Source organism: Pseudomonas sp. FP215 (assembly GCF_030687795.1).
GTDB lineage: Bacteria > Pseudomonadota > Gammaproteobacteria > Pseudomonadales > Pseudomonadaceae > Aquipseudomonas > Aquipseudomonas salmasensis.
On sequence record NZ_CP117447.1, the window covers coordinates 6,553,571 to 6,574,791 of the forward strand.

The following is a 21,221-nucleotide window of genomic DNA, read 5'->3' on the forward strand; positions in this document are numbered from 1 at the left end:
CCAATTTTTTGACGCCTGGAAACTCGTCTATATAGATGCACAAAATCAGGAGCAGATGGTCGTCGCGCAGGCTATCGACCGATATACTCCCAGCCCTGCACCTGTCTATTGCGTGGAAGTTGCGCGAAACCGTCGTTGGCACCGGCCAGCCGATTTCGCAGAGTTTCCCTCAAGGCGCCTTTCGAAAAACGTGACGAACGTAGTATGTTCGGGGCTGAATCGTTTTTCCAAGACGGCTATTCACCGATTACATAGTCCAAGAGTCACGGGTCAGAGGCACCCCCGGCATGATCGAACTCGAACAAGAAGATCCTATCCCGCAAGGCGATCTCGCCCTGCAAATCACCGCGCTTCCGCGTGAAACCAACGGCTTTGGCGATATCTTCGGCGGCTGGTTGGTCGCACAGATGGACCTGGCGGGCACGGCAATGGCCAGCAAGGTCGCCGGTGGGCGCGTGGCCACCGTGGCCATTGATCGCATGGCGTTCCTGGTGCCGGTGGCCGTGGGCGCGCAGCTTTCCTTCTATACCCAAGCCCTGGAAATCGGCCGCAGCTCGATCCAGATGATGGTCGAAGTGTGGAGCGACGATCCGTTGTCCAGCGAATGGCGCAAGGTGACCGAAGCCGTATTTGTGTTCGTCGCCATCGATGGCAGCGGCCGCACGCGCTCGGTACCGTCACGGGCGCGTTAAACCTCGCCGGGTTTTAACGGTCAATTGCCCCATTGCCTGCCACTAAGAGAGCTTTGTCATGCCTACGCCCCACGTTGAGACGGTAAAAATCGACGAGCTGGACTGCTGGCGCATCCGCCACAACGGCGCCGAGTTGATGGTGGCCCAACAGGGTGCGCATATCTTCAGTTACCAGCGCGAGGGCGAACAGCCACTGATCTGGCCGAACCCTGAGGCCGTGTTCAAGCAGGGCAAAGGCATTCGTACCGGCGTACCGGTGTGCTGGCCGTGGTTTGGGGTGTTCGACCGCAACCCGCAAAGCGTCAAAGCCATGCGCCAGAGCGATCAGCCTGCCGGCGCCCACGGTTTTGTGCGCACCGCCCGCTGGGAACTGGCCGCCACCGAACTCGACGGCCAGACGCTGCGAGTCGACCTGGTATTGCCGGTGCCGGCGGGCGGTTTTCCAGGCTGGCCCCATCAGGTAGACCTGACGCTGAGCCTGCTGCTGGACGATCAACTGCATATCCGCCTGACCAGTCACAACCGTGGCACCGACACCGTGACCCTCAGCCAGGCATTGCACACCTACTTCGCCGTGAGCGATGTGCGCAAGGTGCAGGTCGAGGGCCTGGATGGCGTGGATTACATCGATACCGCCGATGGGTGGGCCGAGAAGCAGCAAGCCGGGCTGCTGCACTTTCGCGCCGAGACAGACCGCATTTACCTGAATACGCCTGCACAGTTGAATATCGTTGATAGCGACTGGCAGCGCCGTATCCAGCTCACCAGCGAAGGCTCCAAATCCACCGTGGTCTGGAACCCCTGGACCGAACGCGCCAAGGCTTTCGACGATATGGCCGATGACGGCTGGCAGGGTATGTTGTGCATCGAGACAGCGAATGTGCTGGATGATGTGGTGGCTTTGGCACCCGGTGAAAGCCACACTCTGGGCGTAAGCATCACCGCGATCACCCTGTAGTAAATTGTAGGAGCGAGCTTGCTCGCGAAAAACCCACAGGCGCCGCGTTTATTCAGGAAACACGCGTTATCGTTGACGTTTTTCGCGAGCAAGCTCGCTCCTACAGAGTTCAGGACCCTCCCACATTGGTATTGGGCTTTAGAGATCAGATTCCTTCACCACCCGCACCTTCCCCGCCTCCAGCGCATACGCAGCATCCGCCAAGTCGTTATTGACCTTCTCCACCTTCAGCGTGCCCGTGACCCACAGCGGCGTGTAGATATCATCCAGCTTCAGCCCCTTGGGATAGCGCACCAGCACCAATTGATTGGGCGGCGGTGGCGGCACATGGATACACGCGCCCGGGTAAGGCACTAGGAAGAACAGCGTGCTGCGGCCCTTGGCGTCCGTTTCAAGCGGCACCGGATACCCACCAATGCGGATATTCTTGCCGTTCATGGCCGCTACGGTCTTGGTGGAATACATCACCGCAGGCAGGCCCTTGCTCTGCTTCAAGCCACCCTTTTCGGTGAAGGTGCCTTGGGCTTCGGGGGAGTTGTGGTCGATCTCGGGCATGGCCTCGAGGGCTTTCTGATCCGACAGCGGCATCAGGTCGAGCCAGTCGGTTTCCGGCAGTTCGCCAGCGTGCGCCAGGCCAGAGCCCAGCAGAAGAAGCGTTAACAGAAGACGGCGCATGGAGAGGCTCGGCAAATACAAGTGCCGAGCATTCTAGCCCTCTGCGCCTGCGCAGCGCAGAGGACTTTGTCGGCTGATTACTTCTTTTTGACCAGGCCGTAGATCACCAGCAACACGATGGCACCTACCAGCGCGCCGATGAAGCCTGCGCCCTGGCCTGCCTGGTAGATCCCCAGGGCCTGACCGCCGTAGGTCGCGGCCAGGGAACCGGCGATACCCAGCAGGATGGTCATGATCCAGCCCATGCTGTCGTCGCCAGGCTTGAGGAAGCGCGCCAGGAGGCCGACGATCAAGCCGATAAAGATGGTTCCGATGATACCCATGGCATTTCCCTCTGATTGGTATGAGTCATGCCAAAGCCTAGTCAGGCTTTGGCATCCTGCAATCAGAGAGACGCAGAACCCCAATGGTTCCCGCCAGGGCCAGGCTTATTGTTCGGCGATCAGCGCTTCAACCTTGAGGATCTGCGCCTGCAACGTCGCACGGTCCTTGCAACGCAGGTTGGCGTGGCCGACCTTGCGCCCAGCCTTGAAGGCCTTGCCGTAGTGATGCACATGGCAATCCTTGATCGCCATCACGCGCTCTACCGGCGGCACAGAACCGATGAAGTTGAGCATGGCGCTCTCGCCGATCTTGGCCGTGGAGCCCAACGGCAAGCCCGCCACCGCCCGCAGGTGGTTTTCGAACTGGCTGCACTCGGCGCCTTCGGTGGTCCAGTGCCCGGAGTTGTGCACACGCGGGGCGATTTCGTTGGCCTTCAGGCCACCGTCGACTTCAAAGAACTCGAACGCCATCACGCCGACATAATCCAGTTGCTTGAGGACGCGGCTGGAATAATCTTCGGCCAGGGCCTGCAGCGGGTGGTCAGTGCTGGCTACCGACACCTTCAGGATGCCGTTGACGTGGGTGTTGTGCACCAACGGGTAAAAGCGTGTTTCGCCATCGCGGGCACGCACGGCGATCAGCGAGACTTCGCCGGTGAACGGCACAAAGCCTTCCAGCAGGCAGGCGACGCTGCCCAGCTCGGCAAAAGTACCGACCACATCGGCGGCGGTGCGCAGGACTTTCTGGCCCTTGCCGTCGTAGCCCAGGGTGCGGGTTTTCAACACCGCCGGCAGGCCGATGCTGGCAACCGCAGCGTCCAGGTCGGCCTGGGACTGAATATCGGCGAAAGCCGGGGTCGGAATGCCCAGGTCCTTGAACATGCTCTTTTCGAACCAGCGGTCGCGAGCGATGCGCAAGGCTTCGGCGCTTGGGTACACCGGCACGAACTGCGACAGGAAGGCCACGGTTTCAGCCGGGACGCTTTCGAATTCGAAGGTCACCAGGTCAACTTCATCAGCCAGTTGGCGCAGGTGATCCGGGTCGCTGTAGTCAGCGCGCAGGTGTTCACCCAGGGCCGCAGCGCAGGCGTCAGGCGCCGGGTCCAGGAAAGCGAAGTTCATCCCCAGCGGCGTACCCGCCAAAGCCAGCATGCGGCCCAGTTGGCCGCCACCGATTACACCGATCTTCATCAATAACAACCTCAGGCAATGCGTGGGTCTGGATTGTCCAGCACGCTGTCTGTCTGCTCAGCACGGAATTTTTTCAGCACCGCATGAAACTGCGGGTGCTTGGCGCCCAGGATGCTGGCCGACAGCAAGGCTGCGTTGATCGCGCCGGCCTTGCCGATCGCCAGGGTTGCCACCGGGATGCCGGCCGGCATCTGCACGATGGACAACAGCGAATCCACGCCCGAGAGCATCGACGACTGCACCGGCACGCCAAGTACGGGCAGGTGAGTCTTGGCCGCACACATGCCAGGCAAGTGCGCAGCGCCGCCGGCACCGGCGATGATCACCTCGATGCCACGGGATTCTGCTTCATCGGCATACTGGAACAGCAAATCCGGGGTGCGGTGGGCGGAGACCACCTTCACTTCGTACGGAATGCCGAGTTTTTCCAGCATATCGGCGGTGTGGCTAAGGGTGGACCAATCGGACTTGGAGCCCATGATCACGCCAACCAATGCACTCATCGTCGTGCCTCTTCTCTCTGGGCGCCCGCAGGCGCGTCAAAAAACAACAAGCCACGCAGGAAATCCGGCGTGGCTTGGTGTACGAATTAAGGCCGGTTGGACCGGCCGAAGGCCGCGCAGTATACCGTAATAATCCAGATAAACAGCCCCTGGGATGACCATCTGTCATTCCTAGCTACCGAGCGATTTATTGACTCTAAGGTCAGCCTCTAACGCACCCAAAGCACGACACTCACGTCCGCTCGCCAAACCGACGTACCGTCGAGAATTAATTACCGCCAGAGGGAACGCCCTCATTCAATAAACTCACCGGCATCCTGATTCACTATCAATTACTTTTAACTTCTTGAAGGATTAAAGGATGACTCAGACAATCGAAGGTACATCCAAAAAAGACATTACCATTATCGCTGTTATTCATAATGACGTGGCACAGCCCAAACGAAAAACCATTTACGCTGATTATTTTCACGCCGTCGTAAAAGAGCTGGAGAGCTTCGCAGAGCGGAAAATCAATGTCATCTTCGCGCAGGGCGAGCCCCAAAGCAGTATGGAATACAAAGGTGATGATTTTGATGACGCTGCAACACGCTGGACAACTCTCGGCGCTAAAATTCTCGACGAAATGACTAAAAACGGCTTAAAAACCAATGATTTGACCAAAGTCGTTCTCGTTACCAACGACAAATTAAACGATAGAGTTTTAGGCGCCGCGAGGACATATGGGGAAAGCAAAGGCGGAACATTCGCCATCGCTTCATTGGTCTCGCCAGAAGTCGTCGCGCATGAGATCGGTCATTTACTAGGGGCCAAACATGACGACTCTGAAGTGCATATCAAGCGCCGCTGGGCCAGTGGTATTAAGCTCCTTGAGGCTTGGCGGCTATTCGGAAGCTGGTACGAGGACATTAAGACTTATACCTATATGGCACCCCACAGTAGTAGTTCCACCACTTACACTTTCAGCCCCGCCAATCGGCAAAATATTAAGAATTATCTGGCCAGTAAAGATTAATACCAACTGCGCTTTTACCGTTTTACTTCCATCAGCTCGAACAATCACTGACCTGCCTCCGCTCATGCGGAGGAACTCACTGCGATGCCACTCTCGAGCTTGCGCCACAACAACCGCACATTCGCCTTGCGCACCAACGCGCAGCGATACAAGCGAATCTCCAGCGGCACATGCCATTGCGGCCCGCCGCACACCACCAGTTCGCCGCGCGCCAGCTCTGCACGTACGCTCAACTGCGGCACCCAGGCGATACCCAAGCCTTCCAGCGCCATGCTCTTGAGGCTGTCGGCCATGGCGGTTTCGTAAATGGTCGTAAAGCGCAGGGCCCGCTGGCGCAGTAGCAAATTCACCGAGCGGCCCAGGAACGCGCCGGCGCTGTAGGCCAGCAGCGGTACGCTGCCCTCACCCTCCAGGTCGAACAGCGGCTTGCCATCGGCATCGGCGGCGCACACCGGGAGCATTTCGGTGTTGCCCAGGTGCAGCGACGGGAAAATCTCGGCATCCATTTGCATCGCCGCGTCCGGGTCGTAGAACGCCAGCATCAGGTCGCAGCCGCCTTCGCGCAGGGCATGTACCGCGTCGCCGACGTTAGTAGCGACCAATCGCGTGGCGATGTTCAGCCCTTCGTTGCGCAACTGCGCGATCCACCGCGGGAAGAACCCCAAGGCCAGGGAGTGGGCGGCCGCCACTTGCATGACTTCGCCCTGCCCACCTTCCAGGTGATGCAAATGGCGCAGCACTTCGCCCAGCTGTTCGACCACGGTGCGCGCCGTCACCAGAAACAACTGCCCGGCCGCTGTCAGCTCCACCGGCGTGCGGGAACGGTTGACCAGCGTCAGCCCCAACGCAGCTTCCAGGCTGCGGATACGCCGACTGAACGCCGGCTGGGTGACAAAGCGCCGCTCAGCCGCCTGGGAAAAACTACGCGTCGCCGCCAGGGCGCTGAAGTCTTCCAACCACTTGCTCTCAAGGTTCATCACTGCCTCCCACGGAATGCACCATTTTGGCACACACGCCCGCCAAGATAACCGGGTCACATCCACATTATGCCGTTTGTGCATAGGCCAGTGTTTAACAGCATTGGCCCAAAAAGTTCTACAAGCCTAGCATTCGCAGCGTTCCGGCCAGTCCCGGGTCCATATTGAGATGATTTCCGTCATGTCCTCTGCTGCATCTTTCCGTACCGAAAAAGACCTGCTTGGCGTACTCGAAGTACCGGCTCAAGCGTATTACGGCATCCAGACCCTGCGAGCGGTGAATAACTTCCGTCTCTCGGGCGTTCCGATTTCGCATTACCCGAAATTGGTGGTCGGTCTGGCAATGGTCAAGCAAGCAGCGGCTGACGCCAACCGCGAGTTGGGCCAGCTCAGCGAAGCCAAGCACGCTGCCATCAGCGAAGCCTGTGCTCGTCTGATCCGCGGCGATTTCCACGAAGAGTTCGTGGTGGACATGATTCAAGGCGGCGCTGGCACTTCAACCAACATGAATGCCAACGAAGTCATCGCCAACATCGCGCTGGAGGCCATGGGTCACCAGAAGGGCGAATACCAGTACCTGCACCCCAACAACGACGTGAACATGGCGCAGTCGACCAACGACGCCTACCCGACCGCGATCCGCCTGGGTCTGCTGCTGGGCCATGACGCGCTGCTGGCCAGCCTCGACAGCCTGATCCAGGCGTTCGCCGCCAAAGGCGCCGAGTTCAGCCATGTGCTGAAAATGGGCCGCACCCAATTGCAAGACGCCGTGCCGATGACCCTCGGCCAGGAATTCCGCGCGTTCGCCACCACCCTGGGTGAAGACCTGGCCCGCCTGAAAACCCTGGCGCCAGAGTTGCTGACCGAAGTGAACCTGGGCGGCACAGCGATCGGTACCGGCATCAACGCCGACCCGCGCTACCAGGCCCTGGCCGTACAACGCCTGGCTACCATCAGCGGCCAGCCGCTGGTACCGGCGGCCGACCTGATCGAAGCCACCTCCGACATGGGCGCCTTCGTACTGTTCTCCGGCATGCTCAAGCGTACCGCCGTGAAGCTGTCGAAGATCTGCAACGACCTGCGCCTGCTGTCCAGCGGCCCACGCACCGGCATCAACGAGATCAACCTGCCGGCTCGCCAGCCAGGCAGCTCGATCATGCCCGGCAAGGTCAACCCGGTAATCCCGGAAGCGGTCAACCAGGTAGCGTTCCAAGTCATCGGTAACGACCTGGCCCTGACCATGGCAGCCGAAGGCGGCCAACTGCAGTTGAACGTGATGGAGCCGCTGATCGCCTTCAAGATCTTCGACTCGATCCGCCTGCTACAACGCGCCATGGACATGCTGCGCGAGCACTGCATCGTCGGCATCACCGCCAACGAAGCCCGCTGCCGCGAACTGGTGGAACACTCCATCGGCCTGGTCACCGCGCTGAACCCGTACATCGGCTATGAAAACGCCACCCGCATCGCGCGTATCGCGCTTGAAAGCGGGCGCGGCGTGCTGGAACTGGTACGCGAAGAAGGCTTGCTCGACGACGCCATGCTCGACGACATCCTGCGCCCGGAAAACATGATTGCCCCACGCTTGGTCCCACTGAAGGCCTAAGCGTTTGTTGCACCGCTCACCAGGCTGAGGGACTAGACACCTCTCACCTTTTGAGGGCTTGAAGACTCGTTCTTCAGGCCCTTTTTTTTGCCCGTAATTCCTCTCCTTATATAAAGCGCTGTTAATGCGTTTCACCTATAAAACATCACGCCTGCGGCGTTACTTGAAAAAGCATTGATTCATTGCAAGTTCCCATTGCATGCACAAACGGTGTGCAGTTTCGTGCCATATAAAAACAATGGTTTCATATATGAAACGCTCAATAAGCAACCTTAGTCTCGCAACCAATTAATTTAAAAGGGAATTCAACAAAAATTTGTAGGAATTAACTCACTGGCATTGTTCATGCACTAAACGGCGTATCACCTATAAAACAGACCAGAGTACCTTCCTGATGGCTGTGAAAGAGATGTACGCCGTGACGCCCCAATGGAATACGCCCGCACTTAAGGAAGAGCTGGAGCCGACTGAAATTGAATTCCGTAATGTCGGTAAATGTTTCCCAGCCAAAGGTAAAACAGAAGCGCCATTTGCCATTCGCGATGTGAACTTCAAGATTCGTCGCGGCGAGGTCGTGTCGATCATCGGTCCGTCCGGCTGTGGCAAGAGCACCATCCTCAATATGGGTTCTGGCCTGTATCGGCCCACTGAAGGTGAAGTCTTCGTGGGCGGCGAGCCGGTGACCGGGCCTGTGCCGCAAGTCGCGTTCATGCTGCAAAAAGATTTGCTGATGCCCTGGCGCAGCATTCGCCGCAACGTCGAACTGGGCCTGGAGATTCAAGGCGTGCCCAGCGCGACCCGGCAGAAGGTAGCCCTGGACTTGCTCGACCGTTGCCACCTCAACGGCTTCGCCGACCACTACCCGTTCCAGCTCTCTGGCGGCATGCGCCAACGCGCCGCCCTGGCACGCACCCTGGCCATCGACCCCCAGGTGCTGTTCCTCGATGAGCCGTTTTCCGCCCTCGACGCCCAGACCAAGATGATCCTGCAGCAGGACATGGCGCGGATGCTGTTCGATGAAAAGAAGACTGCGCTGTTCATCACCCACGACCTGATCGAGGGCATCGCCATGTCCGACCGGTTGCTGGTCATGAGCGCCCGCCCCGGCACCATCATCGAAGAAATCAGCATCGACCTGCCGTTTCGCGACAACCCGCTGGAGCGCCGCAAGCTACCGGAGATCGGCCCGCTGGTCGGTCGCCTGATGGAGCTGCTGCACGTCGGCGCCGACACCGAACTGCACTGATTACCGCGCTTGCGGCCCTCAACCGATTCAGGAGTTCCCATGCTCAAGTCTCTGTTCCAACGTTTTTGCGCGCTCAGCCTTGGCCTCGGCCTGACCTGCGCGGCCCAGGCGCAGCCAACCGACGTCACCTACCTGCTGCCGGCCCCGCCCAACTTGCCAGCCTTTGCACCGTGGATCATCGCCAAGGAAAAAGGCTATTACGCGGCCCAGGACCTGAACCTCACGTTCATTGCCGCCAAGGGCGGTGTGGATGTGGCCAAGCAGATCGGCGCCGGCAATGCCCTGCTCGGCGGCGCCATCGGCGACACGCCGATCATGGTGCGCGGCAACGGTATTCCGGTGCGCGCCGTGGCGGTGCTGGGTGCAGGCGGTGTGACCATGATCGCCACCCATTCCAAGGACAACATCAATAACGTCAGCGACCTCAAGGGCAAGACCATGACGGTGATGTCGTATTCCGACACCACCTATTACGCGCTGCTCGCTTCGTTGCGCAAGGCCGGCCTTGGCAAGAACGACGTGGACATCCAGGCCGCTGGGCCTGCCGGCGTCTGGCAACTGTTTACGGCCAACAAGGCCCAGGCCATGGCCGGCGTGCCGGACTGGATGGTCACCGCCGAAGAAGCCGGCGCGCAGATCAAGCTGATTCCCCAGGAACAGATCTTCGAAAGCATGGCCCAGGCCATCCTCGCCTCGGATGACGCCATCAAAAACCACCCCCAGGTGGTGCGCGGTGTGGTGCAGGCCACGCTCAAAGGCATGCACGACATTATCCAGGACCCGCGTGCCGCCGCCGTCACCTTTGCCAAAGCGGTCCCGACCTACGCCGGCAAGGAAGACTCACTGGAGAAAATCTTCAAGCTCTATGTCGAGCACGTCTACGCCAACCAGCGCGTACTGGGGCACATCGACCCCGAGCGCCTGGACAAGGTCCGCCAGTTCTACGTGAGCGAAGGCATCGTCCCCCGGGAAACCCCGCTGGATGAGCTGTTCACCAACCAATTCGTCGACAGCCCGGTCGCCGCGCAATAACGCACCGGACAACAAGGTACGCATACAATGAAAAACCTGAACCCCTCCGTGCTCGGTAGCGTGGCGCTGCTGATCCTGTTCCTGGCGCTCTGGCAATGGGGCCCCGGGCTGCTCGGCATGCCCGAATTCGTCATGCCCAAACTCAGCCGCGTGGCCCAGGAAAGCCTGGTGATGTGGCACAGCGGCGGCCTGCTGCAACACACCCTGATCACCGCCATGGAGATCGTCGTCGGCTTCGCCCTGGGCGCCTTGCTGGGCGTGATGATTGGTGTGTCCCTGGGCCTGTCGCCCGCGGCGGAAGCAATGCTGTCGCCCTACATCCTGGCGTTGCAGATTGCACCGAAGGTCGCCTTTGCGCCGCTGTTCGTGATGTGGCTGGGCTACACCATCTACCCGAAAATTCTGATCGCAATCCTGATTGTGTTTTTCCCGGTGATGATCAACGTGCTCTCGGCGATCCGCACGGTCGACCCGGACATGATCAACCTGGTACGCACCATGAACGCCAGCCGCTGGCAGATCTTTCGCCTGGTGGAATTTCCTTCCGCCATGGCCGCGCTGTTTTCCGGCCTGCGCATCGCCTCCACCCTGGCGGTGATCGGCGTCACCGTCGGCGAGCTGGTCGGCGGTAACCAGGGCCTGGGCTTCCTGTTGGTGGACGCCGAGGGCCAAGGCAACACGGCCGGTGTATTCGTCGCCATCGTCATGCTCACCCTGATTGGGGTGGTCGCCTACGGCGCCGTGGTGTGGGCAGAAAAACGCGTCCTGCACTACATGCCCAAAGCCATGTTGAGCACGCAATGATGACCGACCGTAATCGTTTGCTCGAAGGTCGCCGCGTACTGGTGACCGGCGGCGCCCGTGGCCTGGGTTACGGGTTCGCCCAGGCCATCGGCCAGGCCGGTGCTCGCGTGGTGATTGCCGATGTGCTGCAAGACCGTGTGCAACAGGCGGCGTGTGAACTGCAAGCCCTGGGGCTGGACGTGCAGGCTGTCACTGTCGACCTGGCCCAGCCTGAGTCGATCCAGGCATGCATCACCGCGACACTCGATTTGCTGGGCGGCCTCGATGGCCTGGTGAACAACGCCTCCATCACCAACTCCGGTGGCAAAGGCTGCGAAGACCTGAGCATCGACACCTGGGACCAGGTGATGCAGGTCAACGTGCGCGGCACCTGGCTGATGACTACCGCCTGCCTGCCGGCACTGCGTGCCAGCGGCCACGGCGCCATCGTCAACCTGGCCTCCGACACGCCCCTGTGGGGCGCGCCGAACCTGTTGGCCTACGTTGCCAGCAAGGGCGCAATCATCGCCATGACCCGCAGCCTGGCCCGCGAGCTGGGCGCCGACAACATCACGGTCAACGCCATCGCCCCTGGCCTGGTGCTGGTGGAAGCCACCGCCTACGTGCCCGAGGCACGCCACCGTTTGTACAACGACCAGCGGGCGATTCAACGCCCGCAATTGCCCGAAGACGTCAGCGGCGCCGTGCTGTTCGCGCTGTCCGACCTTGCCCGCTTCATCACTGGACAAACCCTGCCGGTCAACGGCGGGTTCGTCATGCCTTGATCTGGAGACTGTCATGACTGATCTATCTGCCCAAAACGACACCCCGAAAAGCTGGGATCGCCCGGCCGGCGCCAGCCTGGAAAGCTGGATGAACACCCGTATCGCCCGTTATGAAACGCGCAAGTACGACTGGGATGCGCTGAAGTTCCAGGCCGACTACGACCCCAAGTTCCGCCGCGCCCAGATGCGCTACATCGGCACCGGTGGCACCGGCATCAGCACCGACATGAACACCATCCCGTCGGAGCATTTCACCTTCTCCACCATGGTGATCCCGGCCGGCCACGAAGGCCCGCCGCACCTGCACATCGATGTCGAAGAAGTGTTCTTCGTGCTGCGCGGCAAGCTCAAAGTGGTGCTGGAAAAAGACGGCGAGCGCTTCGAGACCATCCTCACTGACCGCGACGTGATTTCCGTGCCACCGGGCGTGTACCGCGAGGAGATCAACATCGGCGATGAAGACGCGTTGATGTGCGTGATGCTCGGCGCGAAAAAACCCATCACGCCGACCTACCCGCCAGAGCACCCTCTGGCTTCGATCAAGCGCGGATAAGCCCATGCTGCCAGGACTCTCTCAAGCCGCGCCGACGGCCGACCTGCAAGCCCAACTGGAGCGTGATTTCCCCCAACGCCTGGTGGCCTCGGCCGGTGGGCAGCAGGCATTGCGCGAATGTGGCGCGGGGCCGGTGGTGGTGTTGCTGCACGGTATCGGCTCCGGAGCGGCATCCTGGCTGCAAGTGGCGCGGCAACTGGCGCCCCAGGCCAGGGTCATCGCCTGGGACGCTCCCGGCTACGGCGATTCCAGCCCGCTGGAGTCGGATGCGCCCAAGGCCGAGCAATACGCAGCCCGTCTGGCGCAGATGCTGGATGCACTGGGTGTGGAGGAATGTGTGCTGGTCGGCCATTCCCTCGGCGCCCTCACCGCCCTTGCATTCGCCCGTAGTTCACAGGCCCATCGCGTCAACCGGCTGGTGCTGATCAGCCCGGCGCGCGGCTATGGCGCACCAGCCCTTGGCCAACAGCGCCAGCAGGTGCGTCAGCAACGCCTGGACAACCTGCAACGCCTGGGCATCGCCGGCCTGGCTGAACAACGCAGCGCTCACATGCTGTCGCCCCGTGCCACGCCCCAGGCCCTGGCTTGGGTGCGCTGGAACATGGCGCGCCTGAACCCCGTTGGTTATCGCCAGGCCATTGAATTGCTGTGCGGCGATGACCTGCTGCGCCATGGCCAACCGGCCATGCCCTGCGAGGTTCATTGCGGTGAAGCCGACAGCATCACCCCCGCCGAGGCCTGCCTGAGCGTGGCCAAGGCGCTGGGCGCCAGCTTCAACCTGATTGCCGACGCCGGCCACGCGAGCCCCATCGAGCAACCCCAAGTGGTAGCCGGGCGCCTGGCCTGCGCCATTCATCAATCCCTGACAGGTAGAACCCTATGAACGATTCCGATCTGCTCAAAGACGCTCAGGACAAATACATCGTTCCAGGCCTGGAGCGCGGCCTGCTCCTGCTCTGTGAGTTCAGCCGACGCAACCGCACCCTGACCGCGCCGGAGCTGGCACGCCGGTTGGCACTGCCTCGCTCGACCATCTTCCGTCTGCTGACCACCCTGGAGACCATGGGCTTCGTCACCCGCAGCGGCAATGAATACCGCCTCGGCATGTCCGTGCTGCGCCTGGGCTTCGAGTACCTGGCGTCGCTGGAGCTGACCGAGCTTGGCCAACCGCTGCTGGCGCGCCTGTGCGACCGGGTCAATTACCCGAGCAACCTGGTGGTGCGTGATGGTCGCTCGATTGTCTACGTGGCCAAGGTTTCACCGCCGTCGGTGTTCTCCAACGCGGTCAACGTCGGCACTCGCCTGCCCGCCCACGCCACTGTGTTGGGGCGCATCCTGCTCGAAGACCTGTCGTTGGCCGAGTTGCGTGAGTTGTACCCCGAAGAGCACCTGGAACAACACTCGCCCTGCACACCAAAAACCGTGATGGCCTTGTTCGACCTGGTCCAGGCCGACCGCCAGCGCGGTTTTGTCAGCGGCGAGGGCTTTTTCGAGTCGGCGATTTCCACGGTGGCCGCGCCGGTGCGTGACCAGAGCGGCGGCATTGTCGCAGCCCTGGGCGTGACCATCCCTACCGCGCAGATCGGCCACGTCAACTTTGAAGAACTCTTGAATCAGGTCCGGCGCAGCGCCGACGAGCTGTCACGCCTGCTCAACTACAACGGCGGCGCCCATAACGGCCAGCCCCGCGTTACCGCCTTGATGAGAGACTGACATGAGCCTTTACCAATTGCAGGGCCGCGTCGCCATTGTCACCGGGGGTTCTTCGGGCATCGGCCTGGCCTGTGTCGAACTGCTGCTGGAAGCCGGTGCGGCAGTAGCCTTCTGCGGTCGTGATCAAGAGCGCCTGCGCCGTGCTGAAGCCGGTTTGCGCGAGCGCTTCCCAAAGGCCCGCCTGCTGGCCCAGGCCTGCGATGTGCTCGATGCCGAGTCGGTCAACGCGTTTGCCGCCGCCAGCCTGGCTGCGCTGGGAGCGGCCAATGTGCTGATCAACAACGCCGGGCAAGGCCGGGTCTCGACCTTTGCCGACACCACCGACAGCGCCTGGACCGAAGAGCTGAACCTGAAGTTTTTCTCGGTGATCAACCCGGTCCGCGCGTTTAAGCCTCAGCTGGAAAACCAGCCTGACGCCGCCATCGTCTGCGTCAATTCGCTGCTGGCCAGCCAGCCCGAACCGCACATGGTCGCCACCTCTGCCGCACGCGCCGGGCTCAAGAACCTGGTGCGCTCGATGGCCACTGAGTTCGCCCCGCAAGGCATCCGCGTCAACGGCATCCTGATCGGCCTGGTGGAATCCGGGCAATGGCGCAGGCGTTTCGAAGCGCGCGAAGAACGCGACCTCGGCTGGGCGCAATGGACCGCACGGCTGGCACAACAAAAACACATTCCCTTGGGGCGCCTGGGCCTGCCGATTGAAGCGGCCCGCGCGATCCTGTTTCTGGCCTCGCCTCTGTCGGCTTACACCACAGGCAGCCATATCGATGTATCCGGAGGCCTGTCCCGCCATGCGTAATGAAAACAACACTGTCACCGTGGGCGCTGCCATCACCGCCTTTCTCGAGCAATGCGACGTCAAGGCTGTGTTCGGCGTGATCTCGATCCACAACATGCCGATTCTCGATGCCTTTGCAGTGCGCGGCAATATCCGCTTCGTCATGGCCCGGGGCGAAGCCGGCGCCGCCAACATGGCCGACGCCTATGCCCGCACCACCGGCGGCCTGGGTGTGTGCCTGACGTCCACCGGCACCGCCGCCGGCAATGCCGCAGGCGCGATGGTCGAAGCCCAAACTGCAGGCACCCCGCTGCTGCACATCACCGGCCAGATCGAAACGCCGTACCTGGACCAGGAGCTGGCCTACATCCACGAAGCCCGCGACCAGTTGAACATGCTCAAGGCCGTGTCCAAGGCCGCCTTTCGCGTACGCAGTGTCGAGACCGCCCTGAGCACCATGAAGCTCGCGGTGCAGACCGCCCTGACCGCGCCCACCGGGCCGGTCAGCGTCGAAATCCCCATCGACATCCAGTCCACCTTTATCCCGATGCCCACCGACCTGTCGCCCCTGCCGATCCCGGTGGCCGTGCCCGCGCCGGATGCCCTGGACCTGATGGCCGACCGCCTGGCCAGCGCCAAGCGACCGATGCTCTGGCTCGGCGGCGGCGCCCGCCATGCCGGCGTACAGGTCAAGCGCCTGCTGGCGATGGGCGTGGGCGTGATCACCTCCACGCAAGGTCGCGGCGTGGTCAATGAAGACGACGAGCGTTGCCTGGGGGCTTTTTCGCAGAACAAGCGGGTCGAACAGTTCCTGCAAACCTGCGATGCGCTGCTGATCGCCGGCTCGCGCCTGCGCAGTAACGAAACCTTCAAGTACGCACTGAAACTGCCTTCGAATCTCTTGCGCATCGACGCCAACCCGGCGATCGAAGGGCGCAGTTACGCCAGCGAACTGTTTGTCTGCGGCGATGCGGCGCTGGCGCTCGAGGGCCTGGCGGATCGCCTGGAAGGTCGCTTGCACACCGACCCGAGCTTTCTCACTGAACTCAAAGCCGTGCGCGAACAATCACGTAGCCAACTGATGGCCGACCTCGGGCCGTACTCGGCCATGGTCGAGCAATTGCAGGCCGTGACCGGGCGCAACTTCTCCTGGGTACGCGACGTGACCCTGTCCAACAGCATCTGGGGCAACCGCCTGCTGACCCTGTATCACCCACGCGCGGGTGTGCATGCCTTGGGCGGCGGGATTGGCCAGGGGTTGGCCATGGGCATCGGCGCAGCCGTCGCCGCAGCGGAAACGGCGCCGGAGCGCAAAGTGTTCGCAATCGCAGGTGACGGCGGTTTCATCCTCAACCTGGGTGAGCTGGCGACTCTGGTGCAGGAGCGCGCCAACCTGGTGATCCTGCTGATGAACGACCAGCGTTACGGCGTGATCCGCAATATCCAGGACGCGGTCTACGGCAGCCGCCATTGCTACGTCGACCTGCACACCCCGGACTACACCAAGCTCGCCGACTCCCTGGGCCTGCGCCATGGCCTGGTCACTGATCTCAAGGACTTCGGCAAGGTGGTGGACAGCGCCCTGAGCCAGCCGGGCCCGTTCCTGCTGGAAGTGGACATGCTCAGCGTCGGCAACTTCGCCACCCAGTTCGCCGGCCCGCCCAACAGCGAAACCAAAGCCCAGAAGGCCACCGCCTGAGGATCGCACCATGTTGCATATCACCATGATCGGCTGCGGTGCCATTGGCGTCGGTGTGCTGGAGCTGCTGGAGAACGACCCACAGCTGTGCGTGGATTACGTCATCGCGTCCGAGGGCTCCGAAGCCTTGGTGCGCCAGCGCCTGGCCAGTTTCAAACAGCCGCCGCAGGTGCTGACCGCCTTGCCCGCCGATGCCCGCCCGGACTTGCTGGTGGAGTGCGCCGGGCATCGCGCCATTGAAGAGCATGTGCTGCCGGCGCTGGAGCGTGGCATTGCCTGCCTGATTGTGTCGGTGGGCGCGCTGTCCGAGGTCGGCCTGGTGGAACGCCTGGAGGCGGCCGCCGAGCGCGGCAAGACCCGCATCGAGTTGCTGCCCGGTGCCATCGGCGGCATCGATGCGCTGTCGGCGGCCAAGGTCGGCGGGTTGGACGCGGTCAACTACACCGGCCGCAAGCCGGCCCGCGCCTGGAAGAACACCCCCGGCGAACAGGCCTGTGACCTGGACACCATCGAGCAAGCCACGGTGATCTTCCAGGGCAGCGCTCGCGAAGCGGCGCGCCTGTACCCCAAGAACGCCAACGTCGCGGCCACCCTGTCGCTGGCCGGGCTGGGCCTGGACCGCACCCATGTGACGTTGATCGCCGACCCCCACAGCGATGAAAACGTCCACTACTTCGAAGCCCGTGGCGCCTTTGGCCGCTTCGAGTTGAGCCTGCGCGGCAAGCCCTTGCTGGCCAACCCGAAAACCTCGGCGCTGACCGTGTACAGCGTGGTCCGTGCCTTGGGCAACCATGCCCACGCGATTTCCATTTAGGAGCCGTCGATGAACACTGAACAGACACTACCCATCTGCATCGCCGGCCAGTGGCGCCCAGGCCGTGGCGAGCGCTACGCCAGCCGCTACCCGGCCACTGGCGAAGCCGTAGCCTGGCTGAATGCCGCCGACCTGCAGGATGTGGAAGAGGCCATCCAGGGCGCGCACCAGGCGTTCCTGCACAGTGGCTGGGCCCAGCGCAAACCCCATGAGCGCGCCGGTGTGTTGTACCGCATCGCCGAGCTGATCCGCGTGCACAGCGAAGAGCTGGCGCAACTGCAACGCCAGGACAACGGCAAGCCGATCAATGAAACCCGCGCCTTGGTAGCCAGTGCTGCCGGCACCTTCCAGTTTTTCGCCGCAGCCTGCGAAACCTTGGAAGAAACCATCACGCCGTCACGCGGTGATTTCATCAGCATGAGCGTGTATGAGCCGATGGGCGTGGTCGCCGCGATCACCCCGTGGAACTCGCCGATTGCCAGCGAGGCGCAGAAGGTTGCGCCGGCACTGGCAGCCGGCAATGCGGTGGTGATCAAACCGGCGGAAATCACCCCGCTGCTGGCCCTGCGCCTGGCGCGTCTGTGTGAAGAAGCCGGCCTGCCCAAGGGCTTGATCAGCGTGCTGCCGGGCAAGGGTTCGTTGCTGGGGGATGCGCTGACCCGCCACCCGCTGGTCAAGCGCGTGTCGTTTACCGGTGGTACCCGCACCGGCAAGCACATCGCCCATATCGCCGCCGACAAGATGATGCCGGTGTCCCTGGAGCTGGGCGGCAAGTCACCGACCATCGTCCTCGAGGACGCCGACCTTGAGCATGCGGTGGCCGGGGTGCTGTACGGCATCTTCAGTTCGTCGGGCGAAGCATGCATCGCCGGCTCACGGTTGTTCATCGCCCGTGCTTTGTACGAGCCCTTCATGCAACGCCTGGTCGCCGCCGCCGCGAACCTGCGGGTGGGTGACCCGGCCGACGAACACACACAAATGGGCCCGTTGATCAGCGCCAGCCATCGCGAGTCCGTGGAGCGTTACGTCGCCCTCGGCCTGGCCGAAGGCGGACGCCTGCGCCTGGGCGGGCAGCGCCCCAGCGGTGAACTGTATGACCAGGGTTACTTCTACCCGCCGACCATCCTCGAGGGCCTGAGCAACCACCAGCAAGTGTGCCAAGAGGAAATCTTCGGGCCGGTATTGGTCGCCATGCCGTTCGACGACGAAGCACAACTGCTGGAGCAGGCCAACGACAGCGTCTACGCCCTCGCCGCTGGCATCTGGACCCGCGACTACAAGCGCGCCTGGGCCCTGGGCCGGCGTTTACAGGCCGGTACGGTGTGGATCAACACCTACAAGCAGTTTTCGATCTCCACGCCGTTTGGCGGCTGGCGCGACAGCGGCCTGGGCCGGGAAAAAGGTCGCCTGGGCATCCTGCAGTACATGGAACAAAAGAGCCTCTACTGGGGCATGAACGAACAGCCACTGGCCTGGGCCGGTGTGCCACGAGAGGTAGCGCAATGAGCGTGTTAGGGATTGATGAAGTCACCTATGGCGTCGAGGACCTGGACACCTGTGTGCGTTTTTTCAGCGACTGGGGCCTGACCCAAGTCAGCGCGCAACCGGATGAAGTGGTATTCGAGACCCTCAACGGCTGCCGCGTAGTGCTTGCCGACCTGAACAAGCCGGGCCTGCCACCGGCCATCGAAGCCGGCTCCACGGTGCGCGAAGTGGTCTGGGGTGTGGCCAGCACTGCCGACCTGGCGCTGTACAGCCAACGCATCGCCAATGACCCCGGGTTTATCGAACGCGACGGGCGCATCGGCTGCACCGACCCCAACGGTTTGGCGATTCGCCTGCAAGTCACGCGCAAGCGTGAACTGGAGATTGAATGCAGCGGCCACAACACCTGGCAGACCAAGGGCCGGATCAACAAGGCCGCGCCGATCTATGAACGCGCCACACCGATTGAGGTCGGCCATGTGGTGTTTTTCGTCAAGGACGTAAACGCCTGCGAAGCCTTCTACCACGAGCGTTTCGGCTTCCAGGCCTCGGACCGTTACCCCGACCGCGGGGCCTTCTTGCGCACCGCCGAAGAAGGTGGCCATCACGACCTGTTCATGCTGCAACTGCCGGCGCCACGGGCGGGGCTGAACCATGTGGCGTTTACCGTGCGCGATGTTCATGAGGTGTTTGGTGGTGGCATGCACGTGTCCCGCAGCGGCTGGCCGACCGAGATCGGGCCGGGCCGCCATCCGGTGTCTTCGGCGTTTTTCTGGTACTTCAAGAACCCGGCAGGCGCGCTGGTGGAGTACTACGCCGATGAAGACCAACTGACCGGCGAATGGCAGCCACGCACCTTTGAGCCCGGCCCCACAGTGTTCGCCGAATGGGCCATTGCTGGCGGTATCGACGGCAACACCCGGCGCCAGCAACACGTCGAGGCGCCGCAAGGCAAGTTCCTCACCGACAAACCCAAACCTTGAGCAGGAGTCGCCCATGCCTTCCCTGAATATTGCTATCGCCGGTGCCGGTATCGGCGGCCTGACCGCCGCCATCGCCCTGCATCGCGCCGGCCACCAGGTCACCGTGTTCGAACAGTCCAAGGCCTTTTTGCGCGTCGGTGCCGATATCAACCTCACCCCCAACGCAGTCCGTGCGCTGGATGGCCTGGGCATTGGCCCCGCCGTGCGCATTCCGGCGGCCCGGCCCACCCATCGCATCAGCCGCATGTGGGACACCGGCGAGGAGACTTCGCGCCTGGAGATGTCCGACGCCGCCGAACAGAAATACGGCGCGCCGCAATTGACCATCCACCGCGCCGACCTGCTCGCGGCCCTGGCCGAGGTGTTCCCACTGGGCAACGTGCAGTTCGCCAAACGTGCCGAACGGGTCGCACAGGCGGACGACGGCATTACCTTGCACTTCAAGGATGGTAGCCAGCACCGCTGTGACGTGTTGATTGGCGCCGACGGTATCCATTCGGTGGTGCGCAACGCGCTGTTTGGCGAAGAGCATCCGCGCTTTACCGGCGTGGTGGCGTATCGTGCGGTGGTGCCGGCCGAGCAGGTGGCGCATGTGCCGAACATCCAGGCGTTCACCAAATGGTGGGGGCCGAACCCGCAAAGCCAGATCGTCACCTTCCCGCTGAACCAGGGCAAAGACATCTTCATCTTCGCCACCACCGCCCAGGACAGCTGGCACGAAGAGTCGTGGACCAGCGCCGGCGATGCCGATGAGCTGCGCAGCCACTACCAGGCGTTCCACCCGGACGCCCGCGCCCTGCTCGATGCCTGCACCGATGTGCTCAAGACCGCGCTGTATGAGCGTGACCCGCTGCCGTTCTGGTCCAAGGGCGCAATCACCCTGCTGGGCGATGCCTGCCACCCAATGATGCCGTTCATGGCCCAGGGTGCCGGCCAGGCCATCGAAGATGCGGTGGTGCTCGCGCGCTATCTGCAAGACCTCGACAGCCAGGCCTCGGTGGCCGGTGCCTTGCAGGCTTACCAGCAAGCGCGTCTTGAGCGTACCAGCCAGATCCAGATCGGCTCGCGGGGCAACCAGTGGCTCAAGGACGGTGGTAACGCCGATTGGGTCTACGGCTACGACGCCTGGGGCGTCTCGACAACTCACGCAGCCTGAATACGGAGGTCAACACCATGAGTACTCACGAACCCTACCTGCAACCCCATCAGGCGCGTAAACGGCCCAACACCCAGTTCGAAGAGTTGCTGGGCGACTCCATCGAGCGCGCGTTCGGCAGTGGCGTGACCGAGCTTGCGGCCCTGCTCGCGCACTTGAATCTGGCCGGCCCGCCGTGCCCGCTGACCAGCGGCGAGTGGACCGAAGATGCCTACAAAACCCTGATGGCCCGGCTGGGCGAATGACCCGGCAGA

General features: G+C 62.2%; 23 protein-coding genes. 18 read left to right on the forward strand and 5 right to left on the reverse strand.

Annotation, left to right across the window (positions count from 1 at the left end; all coding sequences use genetic code 11):
- Window positions 1-287: 287 nt before the first annotated feature.
- Complete coding sequence (locus PSH76_RS29875; protein ID WP_003176975.1) at window positions 288-692, forward strand: acyl-CoA thioesterase; 405 nt, start codon at window positions 288-290, stop codon at window positions 690-692.
- A gap of 58 nt (window positions 693-750) precedes the next feature.
- Window positions 751-1,650, forward strand: a complete 900-nt coding sequence (locus PSH76_RS29880) for a D-hexose-6-phosphate mutarotase (RefSeq protein ID WP_138761980.1) — start codon at window positions 751-753, stop codon at window positions 1,648-1,650.
- Between the two features lie 138 nt (window positions 1,651-1,788).
- On the opposite strand, the gene PSH76_RS29885 is transcribed toward PSH76_RS29880, so the two are convergent.
- The 4 genes from PSH76_RS29885 to purE all read right to left on the reverse strand — a co-directional run bounded on the left by PSH76_RS29885 (window position 1,789) and on the right by purE (window position 4,342).
- Complete coding sequence (locus tag PSH76_RS29885; RefSeq protein ID WP_003195640.1) at window positions 1,789-2,325, reverse strand: DUF3299 domain-containing protein; 537 nt, start codon at window positions 2,323-2,325, stop codon at window positions 1,789-1,791.
- A 77-nt stretch (window positions 2,326-2,402) separates the two neighbouring features.
- Window positions 2,403-2,648, reverse strand: coding sequence for a GlsB/YeaQ/YmgE family stress response membrane protein (locus tag PSH76_RS29890; protein ID WP_003195642.1), 246 nt, complete (start codon window positions 2,646-2,648; stop codon window positions 2,403-2,405).
- Between the two features lie 105 nt (window positions 2,649-2,753).
- On the reverse strand, window positions 2,754-3,839 hold the full coding sequence (locus tag PSH76_RS29895; RefSeq protein ID WP_032894489.1) for a 5-(carboxyamino)imidazole ribonucleotide synthase: 1,086 nt from the start codon (window positions 3,837-3,839) through the stop codon (window positions 2,754-2,756).
- 11 nt (window positions 3,840-3,850) lie between these two features.
- On the reverse strand, window positions 3,851-4,342 hold the full coding sequence (gene purE, locus PSH76_RS29900; protein WP_003195648.1) for a 5-(carboxyamino)imidazole ribonucleotide mutase: 492 nt from the start codon (window positions 4,340-4,342) through the stop codon (window positions 3,851-3,853).
- Window positions 4,343-4,703: 361 nt separating this feature from the next.
- On the opposite strand from purE, the gene PSH76_RS29905 reads away from it, so the two are divergent.
- Window positions 4,704-5,357, forward strand: coding sequence for a reprolysin-like metallopeptidase (locus PSH76_RS29905; RefSeq protein ID WP_032894487.1), 654 nt, complete (start codon window positions 4,704-4,706; stop codon window positions 5,355-5,357).
- A gap of 62 nt (window positions 5,358-5,419) precedes the next feature.
- Here the strand turns inward: PSH76_RS29905 and PSH76_RS29910 are convergent, their stop codons facing one another.
- Entirely contained in the window at window positions 5,420-6,334 is a 915-nt protein-coding gene (locus tag PSH76_RS29910) for a LysR substrate-binding domain-containing protein (protein ID WP_032894486.1), read from the reverse strand.
- Between the two features lie 181 nt (window positions 6,335-6,515).
- Between PSH76_RS29910 and aspA the strand changes: the two genes are divergently transcribed.
- From aspA to PSH76_RS29985, 15 genes are all read left to right on the forward strand, one after another.
- Window positions 6,516-7,940, forward strand: a complete 1,425-nt coding sequence (aspA, locus tag PSH76_RS29915) for an aspartate ammonia-lyase (protein ID WP_003195657.1) — start codon at window positions 6,516-6,518, stop codon at window positions 7,938-7,940.
- Between the two features lie 409 nt (window positions 7,941-8,349).
- Window positions 8,350-9,186, forward strand: a complete 837-nt coding sequence (locus PSH76_RS29920) for an ABC transporter ATP-binding protein (protein WP_050499539.1) — start codon at window positions 8,350-8,352, stop codon at window positions 9,184-9,186.
- 39 nt (window positions 9,187-9,225) lie between these two features.
- Window positions 9,226-10,218, forward strand: coding sequence for an ABC transporter substrate-binding protein (locus PSH76_RS29925; RefSeq protein ID WP_003195661.1), 993 nt, complete (start codon window positions 9,226-9,228; stop codon window positions 10,216-10,218).
- A 27-nt stretch (window positions 10,219-10,245) separates the two neighbouring features.
- Entirely contained in the window at window positions 10,246-11,022 is a 777-nt protein-coding gene (locus tag PSH76_RS29930; protein ID WP_034134082.1) for an ABC transporter permease, read from the forward strand.
- Window positions 11,019-11,786 (forward strand): SDR family oxidoreductase, encoded by a 768-nt coding sequence (locus tag PSH76_RS29935; protein WP_034134083.1) that lies wholly within the window; start codon window positions 11,019-11,021, stop codon window positions 11,784-11,786. Before PSH76_RS29930 ends, PSH76_RS29935 begins: the two co-directional genes overlap by 4 nt.
- A 13-nt stretch (window positions 11,787-11,799) precedes the next feature.
- On the forward strand, window positions 11,800-12,339 hold the full coding sequence (locus PSH76_RS29940) for a cupin domain-containing protein (RefSeq protein WP_014720525.1): 540 nt from the start codon (window positions 11,800-11,802) through the stop codon (window positions 12,337-12,339).
- A 4-nt stretch (window positions 12,340-12,343) separates the two neighbouring features.
- A complete protein-coding gene (locus PSH76_RS29945) occupies window positions 12,344-13,222 on the forward strand; it encodes an alpha/beta fold hydrolase (protein ID WP_034134084.1) in 879 nt (292 codons plus the stop codon).
- Window positions 13,219-14,052: an IclR family transcriptional regulator gene (locus PSH76_RS29950; RefSeq protein ID WP_003195671.1), complete on the forward strand. Its 834-nt coding sequence runs from the start codon at window positions 13,219-13,221 to the stop codon at window positions 14,050-14,052. The genes PSH76_RS29945 and PSH76_RS29950 overlap by 4 nt, the downstream gene beginning before the upstream one ends.
- Before the next feature lies 1 nt (window position 14,053).
- Window positions 14,054-14,851: an SDR family oxidoreductase gene (locus PSH76_RS29955; RefSeq protein ID WP_120247433.1), complete on the forward strand. Its 798-nt coding sequence runs from the start codon at window positions 14,054-14,056 to the stop codon at window positions 14,849-14,851.
- Entirely contained in the window at window positions 14,844-16,529 is a 1,686-nt protein-coding gene (locus PSH76_RS29960) for a thiamine pyrophosphate-binding protein (RefSeq protein ID WP_305493367.1), read from the forward strand. Before PSH76_RS29955 ends, PSH76_RS29960 begins: the two co-directional genes overlap by 8 nt.
- A 10-nt stretch (window positions 16,530-16,539) precedes the next feature.
- The gene (locus PSH76_RS29965) at window positions 16,540-17,343 is read left to right on the forward strand and encodes an aspartate dehydrogenase (RefSeq protein WP_032894474.1); all 804 of its coding nucleotides are present in this window, start codon (window positions 16,540-16,542) and stop codon (window positions 17,341-17,343) included.
- A gap of 9 nt (window positions 17,344-17,352) precedes the next feature.
- On the forward strand, window positions 17,353-18,849 hold the full coding sequence (locus PSH76_RS29970) for an aldehyde dehydrogenase (RefSeq protein WP_305493368.1): 1,497 nt from the start codon (window positions 17,353-17,355) through the stop codon (window positions 18,847-18,849).
- Window positions 18,846-19,811 carry a VOC family protein gene (locus tag PSH76_RS29975; RefSeq protein WP_014720531.1) on the forward strand — a complete coding sequence of 322 codons (966 nt, stop codon included), beginning with the start codon at window positions 18,846-18,848 and terminating at the stop codon, window positions 19,809-19,811. The genes PSH76_RS29970 and PSH76_RS29975 overlap by 4 nt, the downstream gene beginning before the upstream one ends.
- 13 nt (window positions 19,812-19,824) lie before the next feature.
- Window positions 19,825-20,967: an FAD-dependent monooxygenase gene (locus tag PSH76_RS29980; protein ID WP_098950019.1), complete on the forward strand. Its 1,143-nt coding sequence runs from the start codon at window positions 19,825-19,827 to the stop codon at window positions 20,965-20,967.
- A 17-nt stretch (window positions 20,968-20,984) separates the two neighbouring features.
- On the forward strand, window positions 20,985-21,212 hold the full coding sequence (locus PSH76_RS29985; protein ID WP_032894471.1) for a recombinase-like helix-turn-helix domain-containing protein: 228 nt from the start codon (window positions 20,985-20,987) through the stop codon (window positions 21,210-21,212).
- Window positions 21,213-21,221: the final 9 nt, after the last annotated feature.

Coding starts and splice junctions, on each gene's coding strand:
- PSH76_RS29875 (WP_003176975.1), top strand. CDS start 288: ATGATCGAACTCGAACAAGAAGATCCTATCCCGCAAGGCGATCTCGCC.
- PSH76_RS29880 (WP_138761980.1), top strand. CDS start 751: ATGCCTACGCCCCACGTTGAGACGGTAAAAATCGACGAGCTGGACTGC.
- PSH76_RS29885 (WP_003195640.1), bottom strand. CDS start 2,325: ATGCGCCGTCTTCTGTTAACGCTTCTTCTGCTGGGCTCTGGCCTGGCG.
- PSH76_RS29890 (WP_003195642.1), bottom strand. CDS start 2,648: ATGGGTATCATCGGAACCATCTTTATCGGCTTGATCGTCGGCCTCCTG.
- PSH76_RS29895 (WP_032894489.1), bottom strand. CDS start 3,839: ATGAAGATCGGTGTAATCGGTGGCGGCCAACTGGGCCGCATGCTGGCT.
- purE (WP_003195648.1), bottom strand. CDS start 4,342: ATGAGTGCATTGGTTGGCGTGATCATGGGCTCCAAGTCCGATTGGTCC.
- PSH76_RS29905 (WP_032894487.1), top strand. CDS start 4,704: ATGACTCAGACAATCGAAGGTACATCCAAAAAAGACATTACCATTATC.
- PSH76_RS29910 (WP_032894486.1), bottom strand. CDS start 6,334: ATGAACCTTGAGAGCAAGTGGTTGGAAGACTTCAGCGCCCTGGCGGCG.
- aspA (WP_003195657.1), top strand. CDS start 6,516: ATGTCCTCTGCTGCATCTTTCCGTACCGAAAAAGACCTGCTTGGCGTA.
- PSH76_RS29920 (WP_050499539.1), top strand. CDS start 8,350: ATGTACGCCGTGACGCCCCAATGGAATACGCCCGCACTTAAGGAAGAG.
- PSH76_RS29925 (WP_003195661.1), top strand. CDS start 9,226: ATGCTCAAGTCTCTGTTCCAACGTTTTTGCGCGCTCAGCCTTGGCCTC.
- PSH76_RS29930 (WP_034134082.1), top strand. CDS start 10,246: ATGAAAAACCTGAACCCCTCCGTGCTCGGTAGCGTGGCGCTGCTGATC.
- PSH76_RS29935 (WP_034134083.1), top strand. CDS start 11,019: ATGATGACCGACCGTAATCGTTTGCTCGAAGGTCGCCGCGTACTGGTG.
- PSH76_RS29940 (WP_014720525.1), top strand. CDS start 11,800: ATGACTGATCTATCTGCCCAAAACGACACCCCGAAAAGCTGGGATCGC.
- PSH76_RS29945 (WP_034134084.1), top strand. CDS start 12,344: ATGCTGCCAGGACTCTCTCAAGCCGCGCCGACGGCCGACCTGCAAGCC.
- PSH76_RS29950 (WP_003195671.1), top strand. CDS start 13,219: ATGAACGATTCCGATCTGCTCAAAGACGCTCAGGACAAATACATCGTT.
- PSH76_RS29955 (WP_120247433.1), top strand. CDS start 14,054: ATGAGCCTTTACCAATTGCAGGGCCGCGTCGCCATTGTCACCGGGGGT.
- PSH76_RS29960 (WP_305493367.1), top strand. CDS start 14,844: ATGCGTAATGAAAACAACACTGTCACCGTGGGCGCTGCCATCACCGCC.
- PSH76_RS29965 (WP_032894474.1), top strand. CDS start 16,540: ATGTTGCATATCACCATGATCGGCTGCGGTGCCATTGGCGTCGGTGTG.
- PSH76_RS29970 (WP_305493368.1), top strand. CDS start 17,353: ATGAACACTGAACAGACACTACCCATCTGCATCGCCGGCCAGTGGCGC.
- PSH76_RS29975 (WP_014720531.1), top strand. CDS start 18,846: ATGAGCGTGTTAGGGATTGATGAAGTCACCTATGGCGTCGAGGACCTG.
- PSH76_RS29980 (WP_098950019.1), top strand. CDS start 19,825: ATGCCTTCCCTGAATATTGCTATCGCCGGTGCCGGTATCGGCGGCCTG.
- PSH76_RS29985 (WP_032894471.1), top strand. CDS start 20,985: ATGAGTACTCACGAACCCTACCTGCAACCCCATCAGGCGCGTAAACGG.